General features: G+C 66.4%; 16 protein-coding genes. 7 read left to right on the forward strand and 9 right to left on the reverse strand.

Annotated elements, in window-relative coordinates; all coding sequences use genetic code 11:
* Nucleotides 1–7 precede the first annotated feature (7 nt).
* Nucleotides 8–1321, reverse strand: a complete 1314-nt coding sequence (locus FA87_RS14670; protein ID WP_052191369.1) for a PAS domain-containing sensor histidine kinase — start codon at nucleotides 1319–1321, stop codon at nucleotides 8–10.
* 120 nt (nucleotides 1322–1441) lie between these two features.
* The gene (locus tag FA87_RS14675; protein ID WP_043695531.1) at nucleotides 1442–1720 is read right to left on the reverse strand and encodes a hypothetical protein; all 279 of its coding nucleotides are present in this window, start codon (nucleotides 1718–1720) and stop codon (nucleotides 1442–1444) included.
* A gap of 201 nt (nucleotides 1721–1921) precedes the next feature.
* On the opposite strand from FA87_RS14675, the gene FA87_RS14680 reads away from it, so the two are divergent.
* Nucleotides 1922–2161: a hypothetical protein gene (locus tag FA87_RS14680; protein WP_036110855.1), complete on the forward strand. Its 240-nt coding sequence runs from the start codon at nucleotides 1922–1924 to the stop codon at nucleotides 2159–2161.
* A gap of 989 nt (nucleotides 2162–3150) precedes the next feature.
* Here the strand turns inward: FA87_RS14680 and secF are convergent.
* The 4 genes from secF to tgt form a co-directional block, all read right to left on the reverse strand.
* Nucleotides 3151–4113 (reverse strand): protein translocase subunit SecF, encoded by a 963-nt coding sequence (secF, locus tag FA87_RS14685; protein WP_036110852.1) that lies wholly within the window; start codon nucleotides 4111–4113, stop codon nucleotides 3151–3153.
* A 12-nt stretch (nucleotides 4114–4125) separates the two neighbouring features.
* A complete protein-coding gene (secD, locus tag FA87_RS14690) occupies nucleotides 4126–6006 on the reverse strand; it encodes a protein translocase subunit SecD (protein WP_036110850.1) in 1881 nt (626 codons plus the stop codon).
* A gap of 59 nt (nucleotides 6007–6065) precedes the next feature.
* A complete protein-coding gene (gene yajC / locus FA87_RS14695) occupies nucleotides 6066–6407 on the reverse strand; it encodes a preprotein translocase subunit YajC (protein WP_036110847.1) in 342 nt (113 codons plus the stop codon).
* 142 nt (nucleotides 6408–6549) lie between these two features.
* Entirely contained in the window at nucleotides 6550–7680 is a 1131-nt protein-coding gene (tgt, locus tag FA87_RS14700; protein WP_043695534.1) for a tRNA guanosine(34) transglycosylase Tgt, read from the reverse strand.
* Nucleotides 7681–7899: 219 nt separating this feature from the next.
* On the opposite strand from tgt, the gene FA87_RS14705 reads away from it, so the two are divergent.
* Nucleotides 7900–9072 carry a flagellar hook-length control protein FliK gene (locus FA87_RS14705; protein ID WP_043695539.1) on the forward strand — a complete coding sequence of 391 codons (1173 nt, stop codon included), beginning with the start codon at nucleotides 7900–7902 and terminating at the stop codon, nucleotides 9070–9072.
* Nucleotides 9069–9332, forward strand: coding sequence for a hypothetical protein (locus FA87_RS14710; protein WP_036110839.1), 264 nt, complete (start codon nucleotides 9069–9071; stop codon nucleotides 9330–9332). The genes FA87_RS14705 and FA87_RS14710 overlap by 4 nt, the downstream gene beginning before the upstream one ends.
* A gap of 36 nt (nucleotides 9333–9368) precedes the next feature.
* Here the strand turns inward: FA87_RS14710 and murD are convergent, their stop codons facing one another.
* Genes murD through FA87_RS14725 form a run of 3 tightly spaced genes read right to left on the reverse strand, consistent with a single transcriptional unit; the run spans nucleotide 9369 to nucleotide 14666 of the window.
* A complete protein-coding gene (murD, locus tag FA87_RS14715) occupies nucleotides 9369–10721 on the reverse strand; it encodes a UDP-N-acetylmuramoyl-L-alanine--D-glutamate ligase (RefSeq protein ID WP_043695542.1) in 1353 nt (450 codons plus the stop codon).
* Nucleotides 10708–12057 carry a UDP-N-acetyl-alpha-D-muramoyl-L-alanyl-L-glutamate epimerase gene (gene murL, locus FA87_RS14720; RefSeq protein WP_043695545.1) on the reverse strand — a complete coding sequence of 450 codons (1350 nt, stop codon included), beginning with the start codon at nucleotides 12055–12057 and terminating at the stop codon, nucleotides 10708–10710. Before murL ends, murD begins: the two co-directional genes overlap by 14 nt.
* Nucleotides 12054–14666 (reverse strand): bifunctional aspartate kinase/diaminopimelate decarboxylase, encoded by a 2613-nt coding sequence (locus FA87_RS14725; protein WP_255349723.1) that lies wholly within the window; start codon nucleotides 14664–14666, stop codon nucleotides 12054–12056. The genes murL and FA87_RS14725 overlap by 4 nt, the downstream gene beginning before the upstream one ends.
* Before the next feature lie 131 nt (nucleotides 14667–14797).
* On the opposite strand from FA87_RS14725, the gene FA87_RS14730 reads away from it, so the two are divergent.
* The 4 genes from FA87_RS14730 to FA87_RS14745 are packed head-to-tail and all read left to right on the forward strand — an operon-like array spanning nucleotide 14798 to nucleotide 19779.
* Nucleotides 14798–16111 carry an amino acid permease gene (locus FA87_RS14730; protein WP_043695548.1) on the forward strand — a complete coding sequence of 438 codons (1314 nt, stop codon included), beginning with the start codon at nucleotides 14798–14800 and terminating at the stop codon, nucleotides 16109–16111.
* A 47-nt stretch (nucleotides 16112–16158) separates the two neighbouring features.
* Complete coding sequence (locus FA87_RS14735; protein WP_079522592.1) at nucleotides 16159–16710, forward strand: (2Fe-2S)-binding protein; 552 nt, start codon at nucleotides 16159–16161, stop codon at nucleotides 16708–16710.
* Nucleotides 16707–18989 (forward strand): molybdopterin cofactor-binding domain-containing protein, encoded by a 2283-nt coding sequence (locus tag FA87_RS14740; RefSeq protein ID WP_043695551.1) that lies wholly within the window; start codon nucleotides 16707–16709, stop codon nucleotides 18987–18989. Before FA87_RS14735 ends, FA87_RS14740 begins: the two co-directional genes overlap by 4 nt.
* 25 nt (nucleotides 18990–19014) lie before the next feature.
* Entirely contained in the window at nucleotides 19015–19779 is a 765-nt protein-coding gene (locus tag FA87_RS14745) for a class I SAM-dependent methyltransferase (RefSeq protein ID WP_036110825.1), read from the forward strand.
* Nucleotides 19780–19831 lie beyond the last annotated feature (52 nt).

Here is a 19831-nt window from a genome sequence, read left to right on the forward strand (position 1 = left end):
GCACGTTTTACCCGCCGGATTCGAGTGGTCCGGCGTAGTGCGGAAAGACCAGCCGAATGCGCGTACCGATGCCGGCGTCGCTCTCGATCTCCACCCCGCCGCCGGCCTGCGCCACCGTGCCGTATACCTGCGCCAGGCCCAGGCCTGAGCCACCGGGCTTCGTCGTAAAATACGGCTCGAACAGGCGATGCCGGACTTCCTCCGACATCCCTCCCCCTGTATCGGCCACGGTGATGAAGACCTGACGCAGGGTGTCGTTATCGCGCATCGCGCTGGCAAAAGCCGCGTCGCCCTGCCGCTCGCCCACTTCGATGACCACGGTGCCGAACCCTTCCATGGCGTCGCGGGCATTGAGGCAGACATTCATCAGGGCCTGTTCCAGCCCCTGCCGGTCGAGCAACGCGGGCAAGGGGGCCGGCTGGCGAAGCACCTCGATACCGACCCGGCCGCCAAGGGCGTGGCGGGCGAAGTCCGCGAAGCCCTCCACCAGCACACCGATGTCGACCGGTTCCGCCTGGTAGGGGTGGTTGCGTGCGAAGGCGAGCAGACGGCGCGTGAGCGCCGTCGCATGGCGCGCACCCTCCATCGCATAAGTCAGCATGCGGCGGTGCCTGGGCAGCAGGTCAGCGGCATCGTCCTCCAGCCCCGAGAGGCTGACGATCACCGTCTGCAGCATGTTGTTGAAGTCGTGCGCGATGCCGCTGACCAGCTGGCCGACCGCCTGCTGTTTCTGCGCCTGACGAGCGCTCGCCTCGGCGAGGTCACGGGCATGGGTCGCCATAGCGAGTTGCTCGCTCACGCCGGCGAGCCGGTTTTCGGCGTCGCGGCGGGCCCCGTGCTCGGACTCGAATCGCTCCAGCAAGGTGCCATACCGGCTCGACGCGGTGGCCGAGCGGGCGACTGTCTCGTTGAGACGTTCCTGAAGCAGTTCGTTGATGGACTCGATCGCGGCCTGCAGTTCGACCCTCTCGGTCACGTCCCGACTGATCACAATCAGATGGTCGAGCCGATCGTCGGCCACGACCCCGGCGACCGTCACTTCCCACCAGCGCGACGTCCCGGTCGCCGAGGGACGCGGCGCGACGAAGTCGACGCGCTCGCCGGACAGGGCGCGTTCGAGTACCCGGGATACCATCGCGTGCGCTTCCGGCGGCCACAGATCGACCCAGCGCGTGCCGATCAGGCGCTCCGGCTCCTCGGATGTCAGCGCCGAGCTGCCCATGCCGGCGATAAAGCGGATCACGCCGTGCCGATCCAGTTCCTTCATGCAGTCGGCGGACGCCTCGACGAATTGCCTGTACAGCCCGTCTTCGCTTGTCATGGCCCGCTCGTTATCCCCTGATCACATTGCCCCGCCGCCCCTATGACGCACCGCGGCGCCGGGGCGTGTCAAGCGAATTGAGAGCAGGAGCGGTCACCCGTGCGCATGCGAGCCGGCGAATCAGTCGTCCGCGTCGTCCGTCCGGTCGTCATCGAAGCCGGTCTCGCCTTCGGCAAACGCAGGCGCGCCGTCGTCGTCCACGCCCAGCACCAGGCCGAGGGCCTTCTCCGCCGCCTCAGCGGCGCTGTCTTCGTAGCGGAAGCTGCGATTCTCGTAGACCGCGAAGTACGACGGGAAGCTGCCGTCCGCCGGATGGGAAGCGATCAGGGCCGTGTAGCGCGAGCCTTCACGGATCGCACTGCTCTTCAGGGTGAAGCCGGGGAATTCGCGCTGTGCCATGTACCGTGACCTCGATGGGGCGGAAAGTCTAACGTAGCCGGAGGGTTGCCGGTTCTCTTGCATCGAAACCCTCAGCAAATCCGACCGATTGTTCAGAAAAAGTCACTTGCCTTGCGGAATTTTGTAGGGTATTTCCTACATCAAGCGTCCTCACATAGACTTCACGAAGGGCGCGAAACAGGGGAACAGGGGCAGCACCGCATGAATCTCACCACCACCACGTCGCCGTCGCGGCGCCTTGCGTGGGCCGTCGCAGCCGTACTCGCCATTGCCGGCATCGCCGGCCTGGCACTCGCGCCCATGGTCGCCGCCGCGATCCCGCGCACGGCTATCCAGATGGTTTACGCATGGCTCTGTGCTTCCCTCGTGGGCTCCGCTTACGTCGTCGTCACGCTTGCGAACGATGCCGAAGGCGCCACCGAGGATAGGGACGACTTCTGATCTCAAGGATGGGGTGAAAACTGAGGGCTCGCCGGTTGGCGGGCCTTTTTTTGTGGTCGTCTTTTTTTGGGGGAGGGCTCGGCTTGCGCCCTCGCCTTTGTGTTGCCGCGGCGTGTGGTGTCGCGTCGAAGAGCCGGCGGGTGCCACCCTCGCGTCCACGCCTGCGGCGACCCCATAAGGAAAGGCCGCTACCGCGGCCGTGTATCAATGGCCTTCGGCCGGGTCGGGCTCCAACTGGGGGTTTTCGAGTCGGCTGTCCCTGCCTCCCCGAAAACGGCCGGTCATCCCTGACCGGCCCCTTGCGGGCCTCTTCCAGTCGGCGCCCTCGCCTGCGGCTACCGGACGCGAGGGTGGCACCCGCCGGCTCTTTCGGGGACTGAGGTTGCGGGTGGGACGAGCGGCGGTGCGCTTCGTTGGCTGGACCGCTCGCTTGCCTGGGGTGCATGGCCTCGTTCGCCTTAGTGAGGCTGAGGGTTCGCGAACAGGGTTCGCTCCTACCGCACGGCGACCGCAATGGTGGGATACATGGCGGCCTGTAGGAGCGCGCCCTGCGCGCGAAAAGCCAACGAAGCGAAGAAGCCACACCCCGCTCGACCACCAACCCACCTCGGTACACCAAAGAGACGGCGGGGGTGACCCTCGCGGCCGGTAGCCGCAGGCGAGGGCTTCGACTGGACAAGGCCGCGAAGCGGGGCCGGTCAGGGATGACCGGCCGTTTTCGGGGAGGCAGGGACAGCCGACTCGAAAACCCCCAGGCGAAGCCCGACCCGGCCGAAGGCCATTGATACACGGCGGCGGTAGCCGCCTTTCCTTGAGGGGTCGCCGCAGGCGTGGCCTCGAGGGTCACCCCCGCCGTCTCTCCAACACGACACGACACACCGCGACAAAGCCAAACGCGATGGCGCAAGCCGAGCCCTCACACCATTTGCAAAGGCAAAAAAAACCCGGCGACCGAAGCCCCCGGGTTTCCGAAGCGGAACGGCGCAGCCTTACGGACGGCGCGCCAGTTCCGGGTCTTCCTTGCTGACGGGCATCAGGTCCTGCTTCGACACGCCGAGCCAGAGAAGGATCGGGCTGGCGACGAAGATCGAGGACAGCGTGCCGACCACGATACCGATCAGCATGGTGATCGCGAAGGCATGGACGACGGGACCGCCGATGAAGAACAGCGCGGCCATGGTGATGCCGGTGAACAGCGAGGTGATGATCGTTCGCGACAGCGTGCTGTTGATCGAACGGTTGAGCACTTCTTCCGGCGTGGCGTTACGGCTGGAGCGGAACAGCTCGCGGACACGGTCGAAGACGACGACCTTATCGTTGATCGAGTAACCGACCACCGCCAGCACTGAGGCGAGCACCGTCAGGTCGAACTCACGCTGGGTCAGCGCGAAGATACCCAGGGTCACGAGAACGTCGTGGACTTCGGTGGCGAGCGCGGCGATGGCGAAGCGCTTCTCGAAGCGGATCCACAGGTAACCCATGATGCCGATGATGACGAAGGCGACGGCGACGATACCGTCGCTGCGGAGCTCCTCACCCACCTGCGGGCCGACGAAGGACTTGCTCTTCATCGTCACATCGGGGCGGGTGGTCTTCAGGGCGGCGATGATGTCTGAGGAGACCTTGGTTGCCGCCTCCTCACCGACCAGCGTGACCGAGCCCTTGTCGTCCTTGGGCAACATGCGCACGTTGAACTCGCGCGTGCCGCCGACCGACTGCACCAGCGGGTTTTCGATGCCGGCCTTTTCGAGCGTGGCGCGGACCTCGTTGACCTCGATCGGCTGCGCGTAGTCGACGATGACCGAGACGCCGCCCAGGAAGTCCTGGCCGTAGTTGAAACCCTTGGTCAGGATCAGGCCGATCGAGCCCAGCATAAGCAGCACGGCGAGGCCGATGCTGTACTTGCGCAGACCGAGGAAGTTGAAGTTCGAGTTGTGATTGAAGATTTCCATGGCGTCCTCCCGTCAGACCGACAGGGTCTTGAGCTTGCGGCCGCCGTGGATCAGCGCCGTGATGGCATGGGTCACCGTCACCGACGTGAACATCGAGGTCAGGATACCGATGAAGAGCGTGACACCGAAGCCCTTGATCGGACCCGAACCCATGGTCATCAGACCGAGCGCGGCGAGCAGGTGGGTCACGTTGGCGTCGAGAATCGTCGCCCACGCCTTGTCGTAACCGGTGCGGATAGCCGCGAGCGGGGACGAGCCGTTGCGGAGTTCCTCGCGGATACGTTCGCAGATCAGCACGTTGGCATCGATCGCCATACCCAGCGTCAGCACGATACCGGCGATGCCGGGCATCGTCAGCGTCACGTGGATCAGCGACATCACCGCGACGAGCAGGACGAGGTTGAAGAACAGGGCGATGTCCGCGACGATGCCGAACAGCTTGTAGTAGATGGCCGCCGCGATCAGCACCAGGCCGAGGCCGAGCATCACCGCCTTGAAACCGCGGTCGATGTTGTCCGCGCCGAGGCTGGGACCGATGACGCTTTCGCCGACGATGTCGACCGGCGCCGCGAGCGAACCGCCGCGCAGCAACAGGGCGAGATCGGAGGCTTCGGCGTCGCTGGGCAGGCCGTTGGTCGAGAACTGCTTGCCGAACGGCGAGCTGATGTTCGCGTAGTTGATGACTTCCTCGGTCGTCTTCGGCGTCTTCACTTCCTTGCCGTCGACCATCTTGATGTCGTTGGTACGCGTGATGTACAGCACGGCCATCGGCTTGCCGACGTTACCGTTGGTGAAGTCCTGCATCTTGCGGGCGGCGGCGCTGTTCAGCGTGACGCTGACGTTCGGCGTGCCGTTCTGCTGGTCGCGACCCGAGACGGCCGAGGTCAGCTGATCGCCCGTGGCGATGACGGTCTTGCTGAGCAGGTACGGGCGACGATCGCGGCCGTAATACAGCTTGGCGTCGGGCGGAACGCTGCCACTGCGGGCGGCATCCATGGCCTGCTGCGGGGTGTACAGGCCGGCGCGGTATTCCAGGGTGGCGGTCGCGCCGATCAGACGCTTGGCCTCGGCCGTGTCCTGCACGCCGGCCAGCTCGACGATGATCTGGCTCTGGCCCTGCTGCTGGATCAGCGGCTCGGACACGCCCAGTTCGTTCACACGCTGGCGCAGCGTGGTGACGTTCTGGGTGATGGCGCTCTGAGCGAGCTCGCGCAGCTTGGCCGGCTTGACCACGGCATTGAGCGTGAAGCGGTTGCCCGTGGACGGACCATCGGAAACGGTCAGATCGGTGAACTCGGTAGCGATGAGCGACGCGGCGGCCTGGCGATCGGCGTCGCTGCGCAGGATGATGCCGATGCCCTGACCGCGCGGATTGCGCGCCACCGAGTCGTACGAGATCTTCCTGTCACGCAGCAGCGAGCGGACGTCGTCCGCGTAGCGGGTTTCCTGACCGTCGATCACGGCGTTCTGGTCGACTTCCATCAGGAAGTGCACACCGCCCTGCAGGTCGAGACCCAGCGGCATCGAGAACGCGTTGATCGAACGCAGCCACGACGGCACGGTCGAGGCGAGGTTGAGCGCGACCGTGTAATCGTCACCGAGCGCACCGCGAAGCGCGTCGGACGCCTTCGCCTGCGCGTCGGCACTGGCGAAGCGCGCCAGCAGGCGGCTGCCTTTCTCGGACGACGTCACGTCGACGCTCGCTGCCGGAACGTGGGCCGTGGCAAGAATGCTCTCGACCTTGGTCTTCAGCGTGGCGTCGACGGCGCTGCCGTGGTTACCCGAGATCTGCACGGCGGGCTGCGGCGTATAGACGTTCGGCAGCGCGTAGACGATGCCGAACAGCAATACGATCACAACCAGCGCGTATTTCCAGCGTGGAAAATCACTCATGCCTTACATTCCGTGGAGGCGGCCGGGTGCCGGCCGCAGCTGACGCGATGAGATGAAGCTCAGGACTTCTTGAGGCTGCCCTTCGGCAGCACCTGGGTGATCGAGCTCTTCTGGACCTGGACGACGGTGCCCGGAGCGATCTCGACACGGACGAAGGCCTCACCCACGTCTTCGATACGGCCGGCCATGCCGCCGCTCATCACGACCTCGTCGCCCTTGCTCAGCGCCGAGAGCAGGTTGCGGTGCTCCTTCTGACGCTTCATCTGCGGGCGGATCATCATGAAATAGAAGATACCGAACAGCACCGCCATCATGATCAGCGGCGAGAAGCTCAGAGCGCCCTGGGGTGCGGCAGCGGGGGCAGTGGCCTGGGCAATGGCGGCGAACGTCGGAAGGCTCATCGGATATCTCGCAAGTCATGGAACAGCCAAGGAAAAGCGGCTGCTCACGTAAAAAGATCGTGGATTATGCCACGCGCCCCGGTGCTTATGTACCGGACTCGTCAAGGCTTCTGGGGGCGCCGGACAGCGCCCTCAAGCCCGGTCAGCCGTCGACGACAGCCTTTTGGCGGGCCGCATAGAAGGCGGTGACGAAGTCGTCGAGGGTACCCGTCTCGATCGCGCCGCGCAGCCCGGCCATCAAGCGCTGGTAGTGCCGCAGGTTGTGCATCGTCGCCAGCTGGCTGGCCAGGATCTCGTTGCAGCGATCGAGATGTCGCAGGTAGGCGCGCGAGAAGCCGTTGGCGCAGGCGTAGCAGTCGCAACCTTCTTCGATCACGCGGGTATCGGTAGCGAACTTCGCGTTCCGGATGCGCAACGTGCCTTCATACGTGAAGAGGAAACCGTTGCGCGCGTTGCGCGTAGGCATCACGCAATCGAACATGTCGATGCCGCGACGGACGGCCTCGACGATGTCTTCGGGGCGTCCCACCCCCATCAGATAACGGGGTCGATCCTTTGGCAGCATCGGCAGGGTCAGGTCGAGCGTGTGATTGCGCTCCGCCTCCGGCTCGCCGACGGCCAGACCACCCACGGCGTAACCGTCGAAGCCTATCTCCACCAGCCGCTCCGCCGAACGGTGGCGCAGCTTTTCGTACGTACTGCCCTGGACGATGCCGAACAGCGCGTTGGGGTTTTTCAGGTCGTCGAAAGCCTGGCGGGAACGCTCGGCCCAGCGCAGACTGAGCTCCATCGAGTCAGAGGCGACCTTTTCGGTCGCCGGATACGGCGTGCATTCGTCGAAAATCATCGCGACGTCGGCGTCCAGCACCTTCTGGATCCGCATCGACTCCTCGGGCGAGAGGAACACCTTCGACCCATCCACCGGGGAGGCGAAGGTCACCCCCTCTTCGGTGATCTTGCGCTTGTGCGCCAGCGAGAAGACCTGAAAACCGCCGGAGTCCGTAAGGATCGGCTTGTTCCAGCCGATGAACTTATGCAGCCCGCCGAATTCGCCGACGATCTCGAGGCCAGGCCGCAGAAACAGGTGGAAGGTATTGCCGAGGATGATCTCCGCGCCGGTGTCGAGGACATCGCGCGGGGTCATGGCTTTCACGGAGCCGTAGGTGCCCACCGGCATGAAGGCCGGGGTTTCGACGGTGCCGCGGCCGAATCGGAGACGGCCACGCCGGGCCGCGCCATCGGTGGCGAGGAGTTCGAAGGGAAGCTGGGTCATCCGCGTAGTGTACCGGGAGTCGGCCCTTCGGACCTGCAGGTCGGGCGCTGCGCGGACGGAGAGCCTTACCTTGCCGGGGCGGAGGCCCACCGCGCTCGCCGTTTACGCGTACAGGTGTCCGCAAGCGCCTAACTAAAGTTCCGCACGTTTCCGCCGATTCCTATGCCACAGGAGCGAGCCCAGACCGGGGTCCGCCCAGGCCCTCGGAGGACCTGCCCTTTGATCATCCAGCCGACCAGTATCGCCGCCCAGCTATGGGCCGGCGCGGCAGCGGGCACCACCGCGGCCGTTGACGCCTGGCGGGTGGGTACGCTGCTGACGGCACGCGTCATGGGGCAGAACGACATCGGCAAGCTGCTGCTGGACATCGGCGGTATCACGGTGGAGGCCGACACCACGGGCACCCAGCTTCCCCAGCAGTTTCAGGTGCGCGTCCTGACCCAGGGCGCACAGCCCCAGCTCGAAGTCCTCGTCGCCCACCCCGAGGAAGGCGTCACGATGCAGGGACTGCGCGAACGGCTCCCGCTGCAGAATGGTTACGCGCCGCTGCTCGGCGCACTGGCCTCACTGGCACGCAGCCCGGTGGCCCGCTCGCTGCCTGCACCCCTTCGAGCCGCACTCGCCACGCTCGAGGCTTCGATCAGCGGACCCGATGACGTCAGCACGCCGATGGGCATGAAGGAAGCCATCGCCAAAAGCGGCAGCTTCCTCGAATCCCATCTTGCCGAGCCGACGAAAGAGACGCCGGCGGCCGACGATTTCAAGGCGGCATTGATGGCGCTCCGCCGCACGCTGGCCGATCTTCCGCCGACACGAAGCGCATCGGGCGTCAGCACCGGCCCCGGACTTCCGCGCCAGCTTGGTGACACACCCCCGCCGCTCGCCCAGCGCGCACTGATTGCCCAGCCGCGCGTGGCGGAATTCGCCATCACCGAAGACGACGTCGACGCGCTGGTCGGCCAGTTACGGACCGACACGCGTGCCGCACTGTCCCGTGTCGAGATCGGTCAGCTGGAATCCCATCCGCAGGCCGGACTATGGATGATCGAAGTGCCGCTGGCGAACGCGCGCGGTTACGACGTGCTCCAGTTGCGGATCGAGGAAGGCAAGCCAGGCCCTGGCGAGCCGGATGGCTTGTGGACGGTCGGCTTCGCCATCGACCCGCCCTCGCTGGGCGCCGTACAGGGTGAGATCCAGCTGCGCATACCGCGCGTGTCGGTGCGGCTGTGGGTACAACAGGCCGACACCGTGTCGCGCCTGGAAACCGAATTCGTCTCGCTGCGGCGCGTGCTCGAGAAAAGCGGCCTGCAGCTCGATCATTTCTCCTGCATGCACGGCCTGCCCGTGCCGACCAGCGCGTATAGCGCGGTCCTCCTCGAAGCCCGCGCATGAATCCGTCCCTGCCCTCCCCGCGCCGCAGTGTCACGCTGCGGCTCGCGACGCCTACCAGCAATGGGAAAACCCAGCGTGTCGACGCCGACAGCGTCAAAAACATGCTGGAGCGCGCGCAGGCGCTGGGGCTTGCACCGCAACTGGATCCGCAGATCGCCACCTTGCTGGCGGCCGTGCGGTTGCGCGACGACGTGCCGCCGGAGCTGTATGCGGCACTGGCGGCGGTGGTGGGGACCTTGCTCGGGGCTGTCGAGGCCTGATGCGCCGCGGCTCACGTCAGCCTGTCGGCGACGGCGTCAGCTGACGCCCAGCCCCTGAATACGGGCCGCGCCGGCTTCAAACCCCGCCAGCTCGGCAAAGCGTTTGCCACGCTCCGCATAATCCCTGAACTGGTCGAAGCTCGGCGCACCCGGCGACAGCACGACGACGCCCTCGCCGCTCAGGGCGTTACGCGCGGCACCGACGGCGGCGGCGAGATCCGCTGCCCGATACACATTCGCGACACCCGCCGCCTCCAGCGCATCCGCGATACGCGAACCGCTGGCGCCCTGGCACACGATCGCCTCAGGCGCATGCAGGCGCATCGCTTCCACAAACGGCGTCCAGTCGAGACCGCGATCGTGCCCGCCGACGATCAGCGCGACACGTTCGACTCCCACGCTTTCGAGCGCGGCAAGACTCGCCAGCGGCGTAGTGCTGATCGAATCGTTGATCCAGCGCAGGCCATGGATCTCGCCCAGCGGCTGCAACCGATGCGGCAGAGGCACAAAGGTAGACAACGCAGGCGCGGCGGCACGCGCATCGAGGCCGGCGATCTCCAGTGCGGCAAGGGCGGCACACGCGTTGATCGCGTTGTGCAGACCCGGCGCGGACACGGCGGACGCCGCGATCACATCCTCGCTGCCACGACGGATCCAGCCATCGGCAACATGCCAGTGCGCCTCGTCGCCAAACGTATGCAGACCCGGATGGCCCGCCGCTCGCGCCATCAGCGCAGGCTGCATCGCATTGACCAGCACCTGCGCGGATGACGCCAGCAACTTCAGTTTGTCGCTGACGTAACGCTCGCGCGAGCCGTGCCAGTCGAGGTGCTCTTCGTAGAGACTGGTGACGACGCCAAGCCCGACACCAAACGCTTCGCCGGTCTGGAAACTCGACAGTTCGATCACCCACAGATCGGCGCTCTCGCCATCGAGTTCGAGCATTGGCAAGCCAATGTTGCCGGCCACTGCCGTGCGCACACCCAACGAACGCGCAAGATGCGCGATCAAAGCGGATGTGGTGCTTTTGCCCTTGGTACCGGTCACTGCGATGGTCTTCGCCGTTACATGGGCGGCGAACCAGAGCGCGGTGCCCGATGTAAAACGCGTGCCGCGCGACTGCGCATCGAGCAGTTCGGGCTTGTACGCGGAGATACCGGGGGACTTGATGACGATGTCGTACGACGCGAGCGCATCGGCATCGGGGGCCACGTCATGCACGTGCGCCCATGGAAACGAAGCACGTGCCGCGGCCGCTTCGTCGGACGAACAGTAGACATCGACCAGCTGACCCGGCAGATGCCGGGCCAGCGCGTCGAGGGCCGCACGCCCTTCGCGACCGAAACCCCAGACGGCGACGCGGCGCCCCTCGAGATCAGCCCAGCGCATCCAGCGCTCCGAGCAGACGCGATGGCACGAGGTGCGACGCACCCGGCTTCAGCCAGGGCTCGAGTGCGAGCTCGGACGAGTCAAGTTGCGGAAGAATCTCGCGACGGAAACGCGACACCAGCGCGTCTTCGCGCCACTCCGGACGCTCCGCCAGCGACGCGAGCGCGGCGCGCGCTTCGGCGCCCTCGCCGACGCACTCGAACGGCTTGTGGTTCTTGTATTCGAGCAATGCGTCGAACGCGTCGGCCAGCGAGTCGTCGTCGAGCAGGTTGCGCCCGAAGATCGACACCAACCGCGGTTTGGCCATGAAGGGCGCGAGCGCGAGAAACACGAAATGGCATTTCGGGCACTGACCGCACCAGCGATCCGCCGGCTTGGGGCCGAGGATACGGAAGTTCCGGTTGCAACTGGAGAACGCATCGAAATACGCCGCGCCAAGGCGCGCGAATGCGCTGGTCACCGCCAGCTCCGACCACGGCCGCAGGAGCGAGCAGTAGTCGAGATCGGCGGCGACATGCGAATGCAGGTAGTCGTGGAAGGTCTTCTCGAAACCGAAGCCCTTGCTCCACTGGTGATTCACTTCCTGACCTTCGTATTCCAGCGTGGCGACCGATGCCGAACGTTCATTGGCGAATACGATGGAGTCGTAGCCGTACAACAGAGCCGCCAGCGTCAGAATGGCCGAGTTGATCGCCGTCACGGGGATATGCCCGTTCCACGCGCCCAGGCGGTTCAGTTCGAACAGACCCGGCGCCAGCTCGCGCGAAATGTTCAGCGTCGACAGACCGGTTCGCGCCGCACATTCGGCGATGAGCGGTGAATTGCCGACCCACGCCGCCGTCGCGTCACCACCGATCGACTTCACGGCCTCGACGGCGACCACGGAATCCTTGCCGCCACCGATCGGCAGCAACGAGCGTGCCGGCAAACCGATCGCGGGGGCCGTGACGCGATCACGACTTTCGAACGGAAACGCGATACGCCCACGCAGATCCAGCCGGTTGCGATAGGCGAACTCGGCCAGACCATGCAGATACAGCGCGTCGGCAAGCGTCGCCGTCTCTTCGTCGAGCGGCTCGCCGTCGATCACGATCGACGGCGGGATGCCCGCCTTGTAGTAGCTGACACCGGCGACGATATGCAGCAGCCGGAGCGCCGACGCGAACGCCGCCTCGCGCTCCGGCGGGACCGTCGGCGCCCCCGGAAACGTAACGCGCTCGGTCAGCTCGAGGCCGTCGTCGAAGGCGTAGACCAGCTCGGCGACACCATCGACGAAGGTGTGACGGACGAAGCGGAAGCGCTCGCTTCCGCGTGGATCGGTGAGGTTGGCGGTCACGGCAGCAGCACCTCGTCGGCTTCGTCACGAAGGTTGTAGCGCGACGACATGACGGCACCGTATGCGCCGCCCTGCGCCACGAGGATCACATCGTCCTCTTTCGATTCCGGCAGGCGCCGGTCCGAACCGAGGATGTCACCGGACTCGCAGATGGGGCCGACCACCTGGTACATCGTGGTCGCCGCTTCACCGTGGCGCGTGAGGTTCACGATCTCGTGCCAGGCATCGTAGAGCGCGGGACGGATCAGGCTGTTCATGCCCGTGTCGAGACCGAGGTAACGCACGTTGGCGCCCTTCTCCTTTTCCTGCGTGACACGCGCCAGCAGCACGCCGGCATCGGCCACCAGATAGCGGCCGGGCTCCATCCACAGCTGGAACTGCGGATAGGCCTGACGTACCGAGGTCAGCACGCGATCGAGCGCGGGCATGTCGAGCGCGGTCTCGCCCGGATGCGACGGCACACCCAGGCCTCCGCCGATGTTCAGCACGGTGATGGTGCCGATACGCTCCGCGAGCGCCGCCAGCTGCGAGTAGACCTCGCCCCAGTGCGCGGCATCGAGAATGCCCGAGCCCAGATGCGCATGCAGGCCGATCACCCGTGCGCCCGCGGCATCGGCCAGACGCAGGAAACGGTCGATCTGCTCGATCGGCACACCGAACTTGCTGCCGGTACCGCCCGTTTTCACCTTGTCGTGGTGCCCCAGCCCGCGACCGAGGTCCACGCGTAGAATGATCTCGCGACCGGCGAACAGATCGCTCCAGTGCTCGATCGGATACAGCGCGTCGATGGTGATGGTCGCGCGCGTCCGCAACGCGGCTTCGAAATCCCGACGCGCGGCGAAGTTCGGAGTGAACAGCAGCGGCGTGCTCTCGGGCACCGCCGCCGAGACGGCGGCGAGCTCGCCCGGCGAGACGCACTCGAAGGCAAAGCCTTCTTCCGCCAGCACCTTGAGGATGCCCGGATGCGTATTGGCCTTGACCGCGTAATGCGCGCGGTCCACCGCCTGCAGCGATTTCACCCGGCGTGCCTGCGCACGCACGGTCGGCAGATGATAGACGTAGCGCGGCGTGCGCTCTTTCGCGAGGTCGACGAGCTTCACGCGCTCGCCCTGCCACCATGCGGCGGCCGGCAGCACCTGTTCGCCCGCACCGTACAAGGCCTGCCACGACGGCCCGAACACCACGCTGTCGTCCGTGCGCAGAGCGCCCGCACCGATCAGGAGTTCGTGCAGACGCGGCAGCATGTCGTCCACCACGTCCTCGTCGACGACGAAGGTCAGGTTGAGGTTGTTGGACGACTGCGAGATCAGGTGGACGCGAAGCTGGCCGAACTCGGCCAGCACACCCGACAGCTTGTGCAGCATCGAGCGCATGCCGCGGCCGACCAGCGTGATCGCCGCGCACGGCGCGATCACCTTCACTCTGCAGACGCGCGCCAGATCCGCGGCAAGCGCGGCGATGGCGTCGGAATCGAGCAGGTTTTCGGTCGGGTCGAGCGAGACCGTGACATTGGTTTCCGCCGAGCCGATCAGGTCGACGGAGAGGCCATGCCGGCGGAAGGCATCGAACACGTCGGCCAGGAAGCCGACCTGCTGCCACATGCCCACCGACTCCATCGAGACCAGCGTGATGCCCTTGCGCGCACTGATCGCCTTGATGCTGGGTGCGTGTTCGCGGATCTCGGGACCGATGAAGGTGCCTTCCAGCTCGGGCCGGTTGGTGTCCTTGATCAGCAGGGGGACGCGGGGCTCGCGCAGCGGAGACAGGCAGCGCGGGTGCAGCACCTTGGCGCCAGTGGAGGCGATTTCCTGGGCTTCTTCGTAGTCCAGGCGCTGGAGCAGGCGCGCGCCGGCGACCTGGCGCGGGTTGGCACTGAACATGCCCGCCACGTCGGTCCAGATCTCCACGCGGGATGCGGCCAGCAGCGCGCCGAAATAAGCCGCCGACGTATCCGAACCGCCGCGACCGAGCAGCACCGTGCGGCCTTCCTCGTCGCAGGCGATGAAGCCCTGGGTGATGAAGACCTCACCGCGCTCGGCCAGCGAGGCCGTCAGGGCGGCATCGTGATGCGGCTCGACCATCGCCGAGAGCAGGCGGGTCCGCTCGTTCTGGTTTGGCAGGGCCACCGAATGCAGGCACTCGCGCGCGTCGACCCACGTGGTGGGCAGACCGTTCGCGCTGAGGAATGCCGCACCGAGCGCGCTGGACATCAGCTCGCCATGCGCCTGAACACGGGCCTGCCAGGCCAGTTCACCGAGCTCGCCGGCACCGCTGTCGGCAAGACCGGCCAGATCGGCCAGGCGCGCGCCGAGCGTCTCCGGCATGGCGAGCGACATCTCGGCGAGCAGGGCGTGGTGGCGATCGGCCAGGGCGGCGGCCGCGTCCGAGCGGCGTTTCGATTCCGTGTGCGTGCAAAGCTGTTTCAGGCCGTCCGTAATGCCGGACAGGGCCGAGACCACGATCAGCACGCGCGCGCCTTCGGCGCGGCGGCTGGCGGCCAGCTCGAGGATATTGCGCCAGCGTGCGGCGGTGGCCACCGAAGTGCCGCCGAACTTCATGACGATCCAGGGCGCGTTGAGAGGCAACGGCGCGTTTGCGTTTTCGCTCACGGGACTCTTTTGTTGGCTGGGGAAAGAAGCGGTCAGCCAGGGCTGACTATCCCCCGAAGTGTTGCGCCGCAACGGAGAAAACGCAATCTGGGCTATTCTCCGTCCTTTATCCCGATCACGACCCACGTCTCATGGAAAATCCCGGCTACGCCCGCCGTCTCACCCTCATGGATGCCGCACTCATCGTCGTCGGCGGCATCATCGGGGGCGGCATCTTTCTCAACCCGGGCATCGTCGCGCAACGCACGTCCTCGGGCTGGGTACTGCTGGCGTTGTGGGTGGGCGGGGGCCTGCTGACCCTGATCGGCTGCCTCTGCTACGCCGAACTCGGCGCCCGGCGCCCGGAAGCGGGCGGCAGCTACGTCTACCTGCGTGAGGCGTTCGGCCGTCTGGCCGGCTTCCTGTTCGGCTGGACCATGCTGCTGGTGATCTACAGCGGCAGCAGCGCCGCGGTGGCGACGATCTTCGGCAGCTACGCCACGTCGGTGTTCGGTCTGTCGCCCGGCCTGGTCAAGCCGCTGGCCGTGGGCGCGCTGATTTTCGTGACCGGGCTGAATCTTTTCGGGATCCGCTTCGGCGCCCAGGTACAGAATCTCTTCGCCATCCTGAAGCTGCTCGCCATCGCCGCCCTGGTGGTGACCGGCCTGGCCTTCGCCGGCGTCGGCACCACTCATGCACTGGCACCGGGCGTCGCGCCGACGAGCGGCAGCCTCGCCGGCGCCCTGCTGCCGGTGCTGTTCGCCTTTTCCGGCTTCAGCTACCTCAACAATCTCGCGGGCGAAGTACGTGACCCGCAGCGAACGCTGCCACGCGCGCTGGTACTGGGCATGCTGGTGGTCATCGCGGCCTACGTGCTCACCAACTACGCTTATATGGCCGTGCTGGGTCACGATGGCCTCGCCGCCAGCCAGGCACCCGCCGCCGACGTCATGAGCCGTGTGTTCGGTGCGGCCGGCGCCAAAGTCATAGCCATCGGCATCGCCGTTTCCACACTGGGTTTCTGCAACATCACCCTCGTGGCGGGCGCCCGCGTGCTCCAGGTGATGGGCGAGGATGGTCTGTTCTTCTCCAGCGTAGCGCGACTTCATCCGCGTTACCGCACGCCCAACATCGCCCTGATGGCGCTCGCGGCGTGGGCCATTGTGCTGGTCCTGTCGGCCAATTACGGGCAGTTGCTGGATTTCGCGGCGTTCGGCGACTGGGTCGCGTACGCCGTGACCATCGCCACGCTGTTCTGGTATCGCCGCCACGGCGGCAGCCGGCCGGCGTTCGCCACACCGGCGTATCCGTTGCTTCCGATGATTTTCCTCGGCACCGTGATCGCGGTGGTCGTCGCCTACGCCTGGGACAAGCCGCTGAGCGCCGGCGTGGTGTGCCTAGTGGTGCTCGCCGGACTGCCTGTGTATGCGGTCTGGCGACATCTGTTCAGTAAAGTGGCTCGCTGATCATGGGCACGGATGCCACAATGAACCGGTTCAGCTGAGGAAAGCAGATGGCACAGCAAGGCCCGACGTCTCCCGTACCCGTTCCGACCCGACAGGACGCCTCGCAACCGGCGCCCAAGCCCGTACGCGAAGGCATCGACCTCATCATCAACGACAAGCGGTACCGGCACTCGGGCGACAAGACCATGCCCCTGCTCTGGTACCTGCGCGACGTCCTGCGCCTGACCGGCGCCAAATACGGCTGCGATCAGGGTGATTGCGGCTTCTGCACGGTCATCGTCGACGGTAAGGCCGTGGCCTCGTGTCAGACGCCGATGGAGAAGCTCACCGGCAAGCGTGTCACCACCGTCGAAGGTCTGGCCGGCGCCGACGGCAAGCTGCATCCGGTACAGCAGGCGTGGATCGACGAGGACGCGATCATGTGCGGCTTCTGCCAGCCCGGCCAGATCATGGCGGCGGTGGAGCTGCTCTCGCGGCAGAAAAATCCGTCAGACGCCGACATCGACAAGATAGGCAACCTCTGCCGCTGCGGAAGCTATGGCCGCATCCGCAAGGCGATCAAACGCGCCGCGGGCAACATGAAGGACGGCAAGGCATGAGTGGCGAAGTCCGACTCTCCCGCCGCCGCTTTCTCAAGTACGCCGCGGGCACCGCGGGGGCACTGGTCATCGGTATCGGCAGCGCCGAAGCCCTCGACCGACCGCCGCCGGTCGGCCTGCTGGGCGACGCCTGGGCCCAGGTCGGCTCGTACCTGCGCGTCGCAGCCGATGGTCGCATCTACATCGGCGTGCGCGATCCGGACAACGGCGAGGGCACCGCGACGTCGCTGGCGCGCATCATCGCCGAAGAACTCGATGCCGACTGGTCGCGTGTCATCGTCGAGCCGCTCGGGCTTGGCATCCAGGCAGGCAACGGCGAACCCAGATTCACCTATGGCCGGCAGCGCAGCGGCGACGCGACGAGCATTCCCGCCGCCTGGGCCGACCTGCGCCAGGCAGGCGCCCTCGGTCGCTGGCTGATCCTGCAGGCGGCCGCGCGTCGCCTCGGCCTGCCTGCCGACCAGCTGCACACGGAGAACGGCGTCGTCATCGCGAGCGATGGGCGTCGTCTTTCTTATGCCGATCTCGCATCGGCCGCTGCCTCGATCGACGCGCCGTCGACGGCGCCGCCGCTGAAGGCCACCGACGCCTACCGCCTGATCGGTCAGCCTGCCGGTGACGTGGACGCCCGCGCGGCGGTGACCGGACAGCTTCGTTATGCCGGTGACGACAGTATCGGCGACGCCGTGGTCGCCGTGCTCGCGCGCTGCCCCTACCCGGGCGGCTCGCTGGATACCGCCGATCGCGAAGCGGCCAGGAAGATTGCCGGCGTCTACGACGTCATCGACATCACACCCGAACAGGGCCAGCTTGCCGGCACCGCCGTACAGGTGCCTTCGATAGCCGTGCTCGCCACGGATACCTGGAGCGCTCTCGCCGGTCGTGCCGCGTTGAAGGCCACCTGGAAGCAGGGCCCCAGCGTCGAACCTTCCGCGTACACGCTCGAGCAGAAGGCACTGGAGCTGTTTGGCGACGAGGCCGGGGCGGCGGAACCTTCCACCGTTCGCAACGACGGCGACGTCGCCGCCGCGCGCAAGAAGGCCGCACGCGCGCTCGAAGCCACCTATTTCCAGCCCTGGATCGCCCATGCCACGGCGGAGACACCGAATTGTGTGGTTCGCCTGGATGCCGATACCAGCATCACGGTGATCGCGGCTACCCAATCTCCGCGCGCGGCCTACGCCGTCGTGCAGCGCATGACCGGATTCAAGCCGGAACAGATCGATATCCAGGTGCCCCGCGGTGGCGGCGGCTTTGGCCGTCGTCTCGAGCAGGATTACATCGCCGAGGCTGTCGCCGTCGCTCTGGCGAAGAAGGCCGACACCGTTCGCAACCGGCCGATCAAGCTGCTGTGGACCCGTGACGACGATCTCGCACACGACTATTACCGCCCTCTGGCGGTGCATCGACTGAACGCGTCCATCGACCGGAAGAAAGCGATCGTGGGCTGGCACCAGCGGATGGCCAGCCCGTCGATGCTGGTCGGCCGCGCCACGCCGGACAACCGCCTGTGGCAGTCCGAGCTGGTCCCCGACGCGCTTCCCGCCGGACTTGTACCGAACTTCCGCAGCGACTGGTACCCCCTGGAATCGCAGCTGGCACGCGGTGAATGGCGCGGCTCGCCGCATGTCACACCCGCGTTCGCCACGGAAAGCTTCATCGACGAGATCGCCCATTCGCTGAAGCTGAACCCGCTCGATTTCCGGCTCGCCATGCTCGGCGAAGGGCGCCAGCTGCCATACAACGGCCGTGGCGGCCCCCTCGACACGGCCCGCCTCGCCAACGTGCTGAAACTGGCTGCCGAGAAGATCGACTGGAGCCGCTGGCTGCGCAGCGAAAACGGCCTCGGCATCGCCTGCTCGTATGTATTCGGCGCCTACGTGGCGCACGCCATCGAAGTGGCGCCCACGGCGGACGGCATCGATATCCGCCGCGCGGTCTGCGTCGCGGATGTGGGCCGGGCGATCAACCCGCTGGGCCTGGAAGCGCAGTTGCAGGGCGCCACCATGGATGCCCTGTCGACCGCCCTCAACCTCGCCATCACGGTGAAGGACGGCAAGGTGCAGCAGACGGGATTCCGTGACTACCCGGTCTCGGCGACGCAGCCGCTGCCCTACGAGGTAGAAACGGTGATCGTGCCCTCCACGGCCGAACCCACCGGCGCCAGCGTCATCGGTGTACCCTCGGCGGCACCCGCGCTCGCCAACGCCGTGTTCCGCGCCACCGCGGTTCGCGTCCGCCGCCTGCCCCTGTTGCGTGAGCTTTCCCGCCTGCGCTGATGTTTCGTCCCGCCCGAGGTAACGTATGTCCACTGCATCAGTCACCTCGGGCTCGACGGCCTCGCGGACCGACGCCGACCTGATCGGCAGCAATAAGCGTTTCTACGACGCGCTGTGGTCCGAAGCGAAGCTGTTTTCACCGAAGCGCTTCAATACCTGGCCGCTGGTTTCCGAACTGGCGGCCCAGACGTCGCGCCGCCTCGAAGTCGCGCCGGGCCTGCGTCCGCGCCTGCCGCTCGAAGGCACCCAGTTCGTCGATCTCAGCGTTCCCGCGCTGGCGGAGCTCGGCCGCAACGGTGCCAGGGTCGCCAACGCCATGATCGGCGCCCTGCCGTTCCGCGACGCCAGCTTCGATTTCGTCTGCGCTTTCGACATCCTCGAGCACGTGGTGGACGATGAAGGCGCGCTCGGTGAACTCGCGCGTGTCGCCGAGCCGGGTGCCCGCCTGCTGATTTCCGTGCCGCTGCATCCCGACGCCTGGACCGCCTTCGACGATTTCGTCGGGCATTACCGCCGCTACGAGCCGGACGCCATCCGCGACCTGCTCGCCCGCCACGGATTCACCATCGAGCGCAGCGCCGTCTACGGCATGCAGCCCAAATCCTCGAAGCTGCTCGACCTCGGCCAGTGGTACCTGACCCACCAGCGCGCCCGCGCCATGTGGTGGTACAACCGCGTGTTCATGCCGCTCGGCGTGCGTTTCCAGAAGGCCCTGGACTTCAGGCCGGGCTTCGAGCCGGGCCCGGGCGTGGACGAGGTCCTGCTGGTCTGCCGCAAGGCCGCCGTTTAAATCGAGCAAAAACAGGGGCTTTACATATGGCGCGGCGCAACTGGTTATGATG

It is taken from the genome of Luteibacter sp. 9133 (genome assembly GCF_000800155.1).
Taxonomy (GTDB): Bacteria; Pseudomonadota; Gammaproteobacteria; order Xanthomonadales; family Rhodanobacteraceae; genus Luteibacter; species Luteibacter mycovicinus.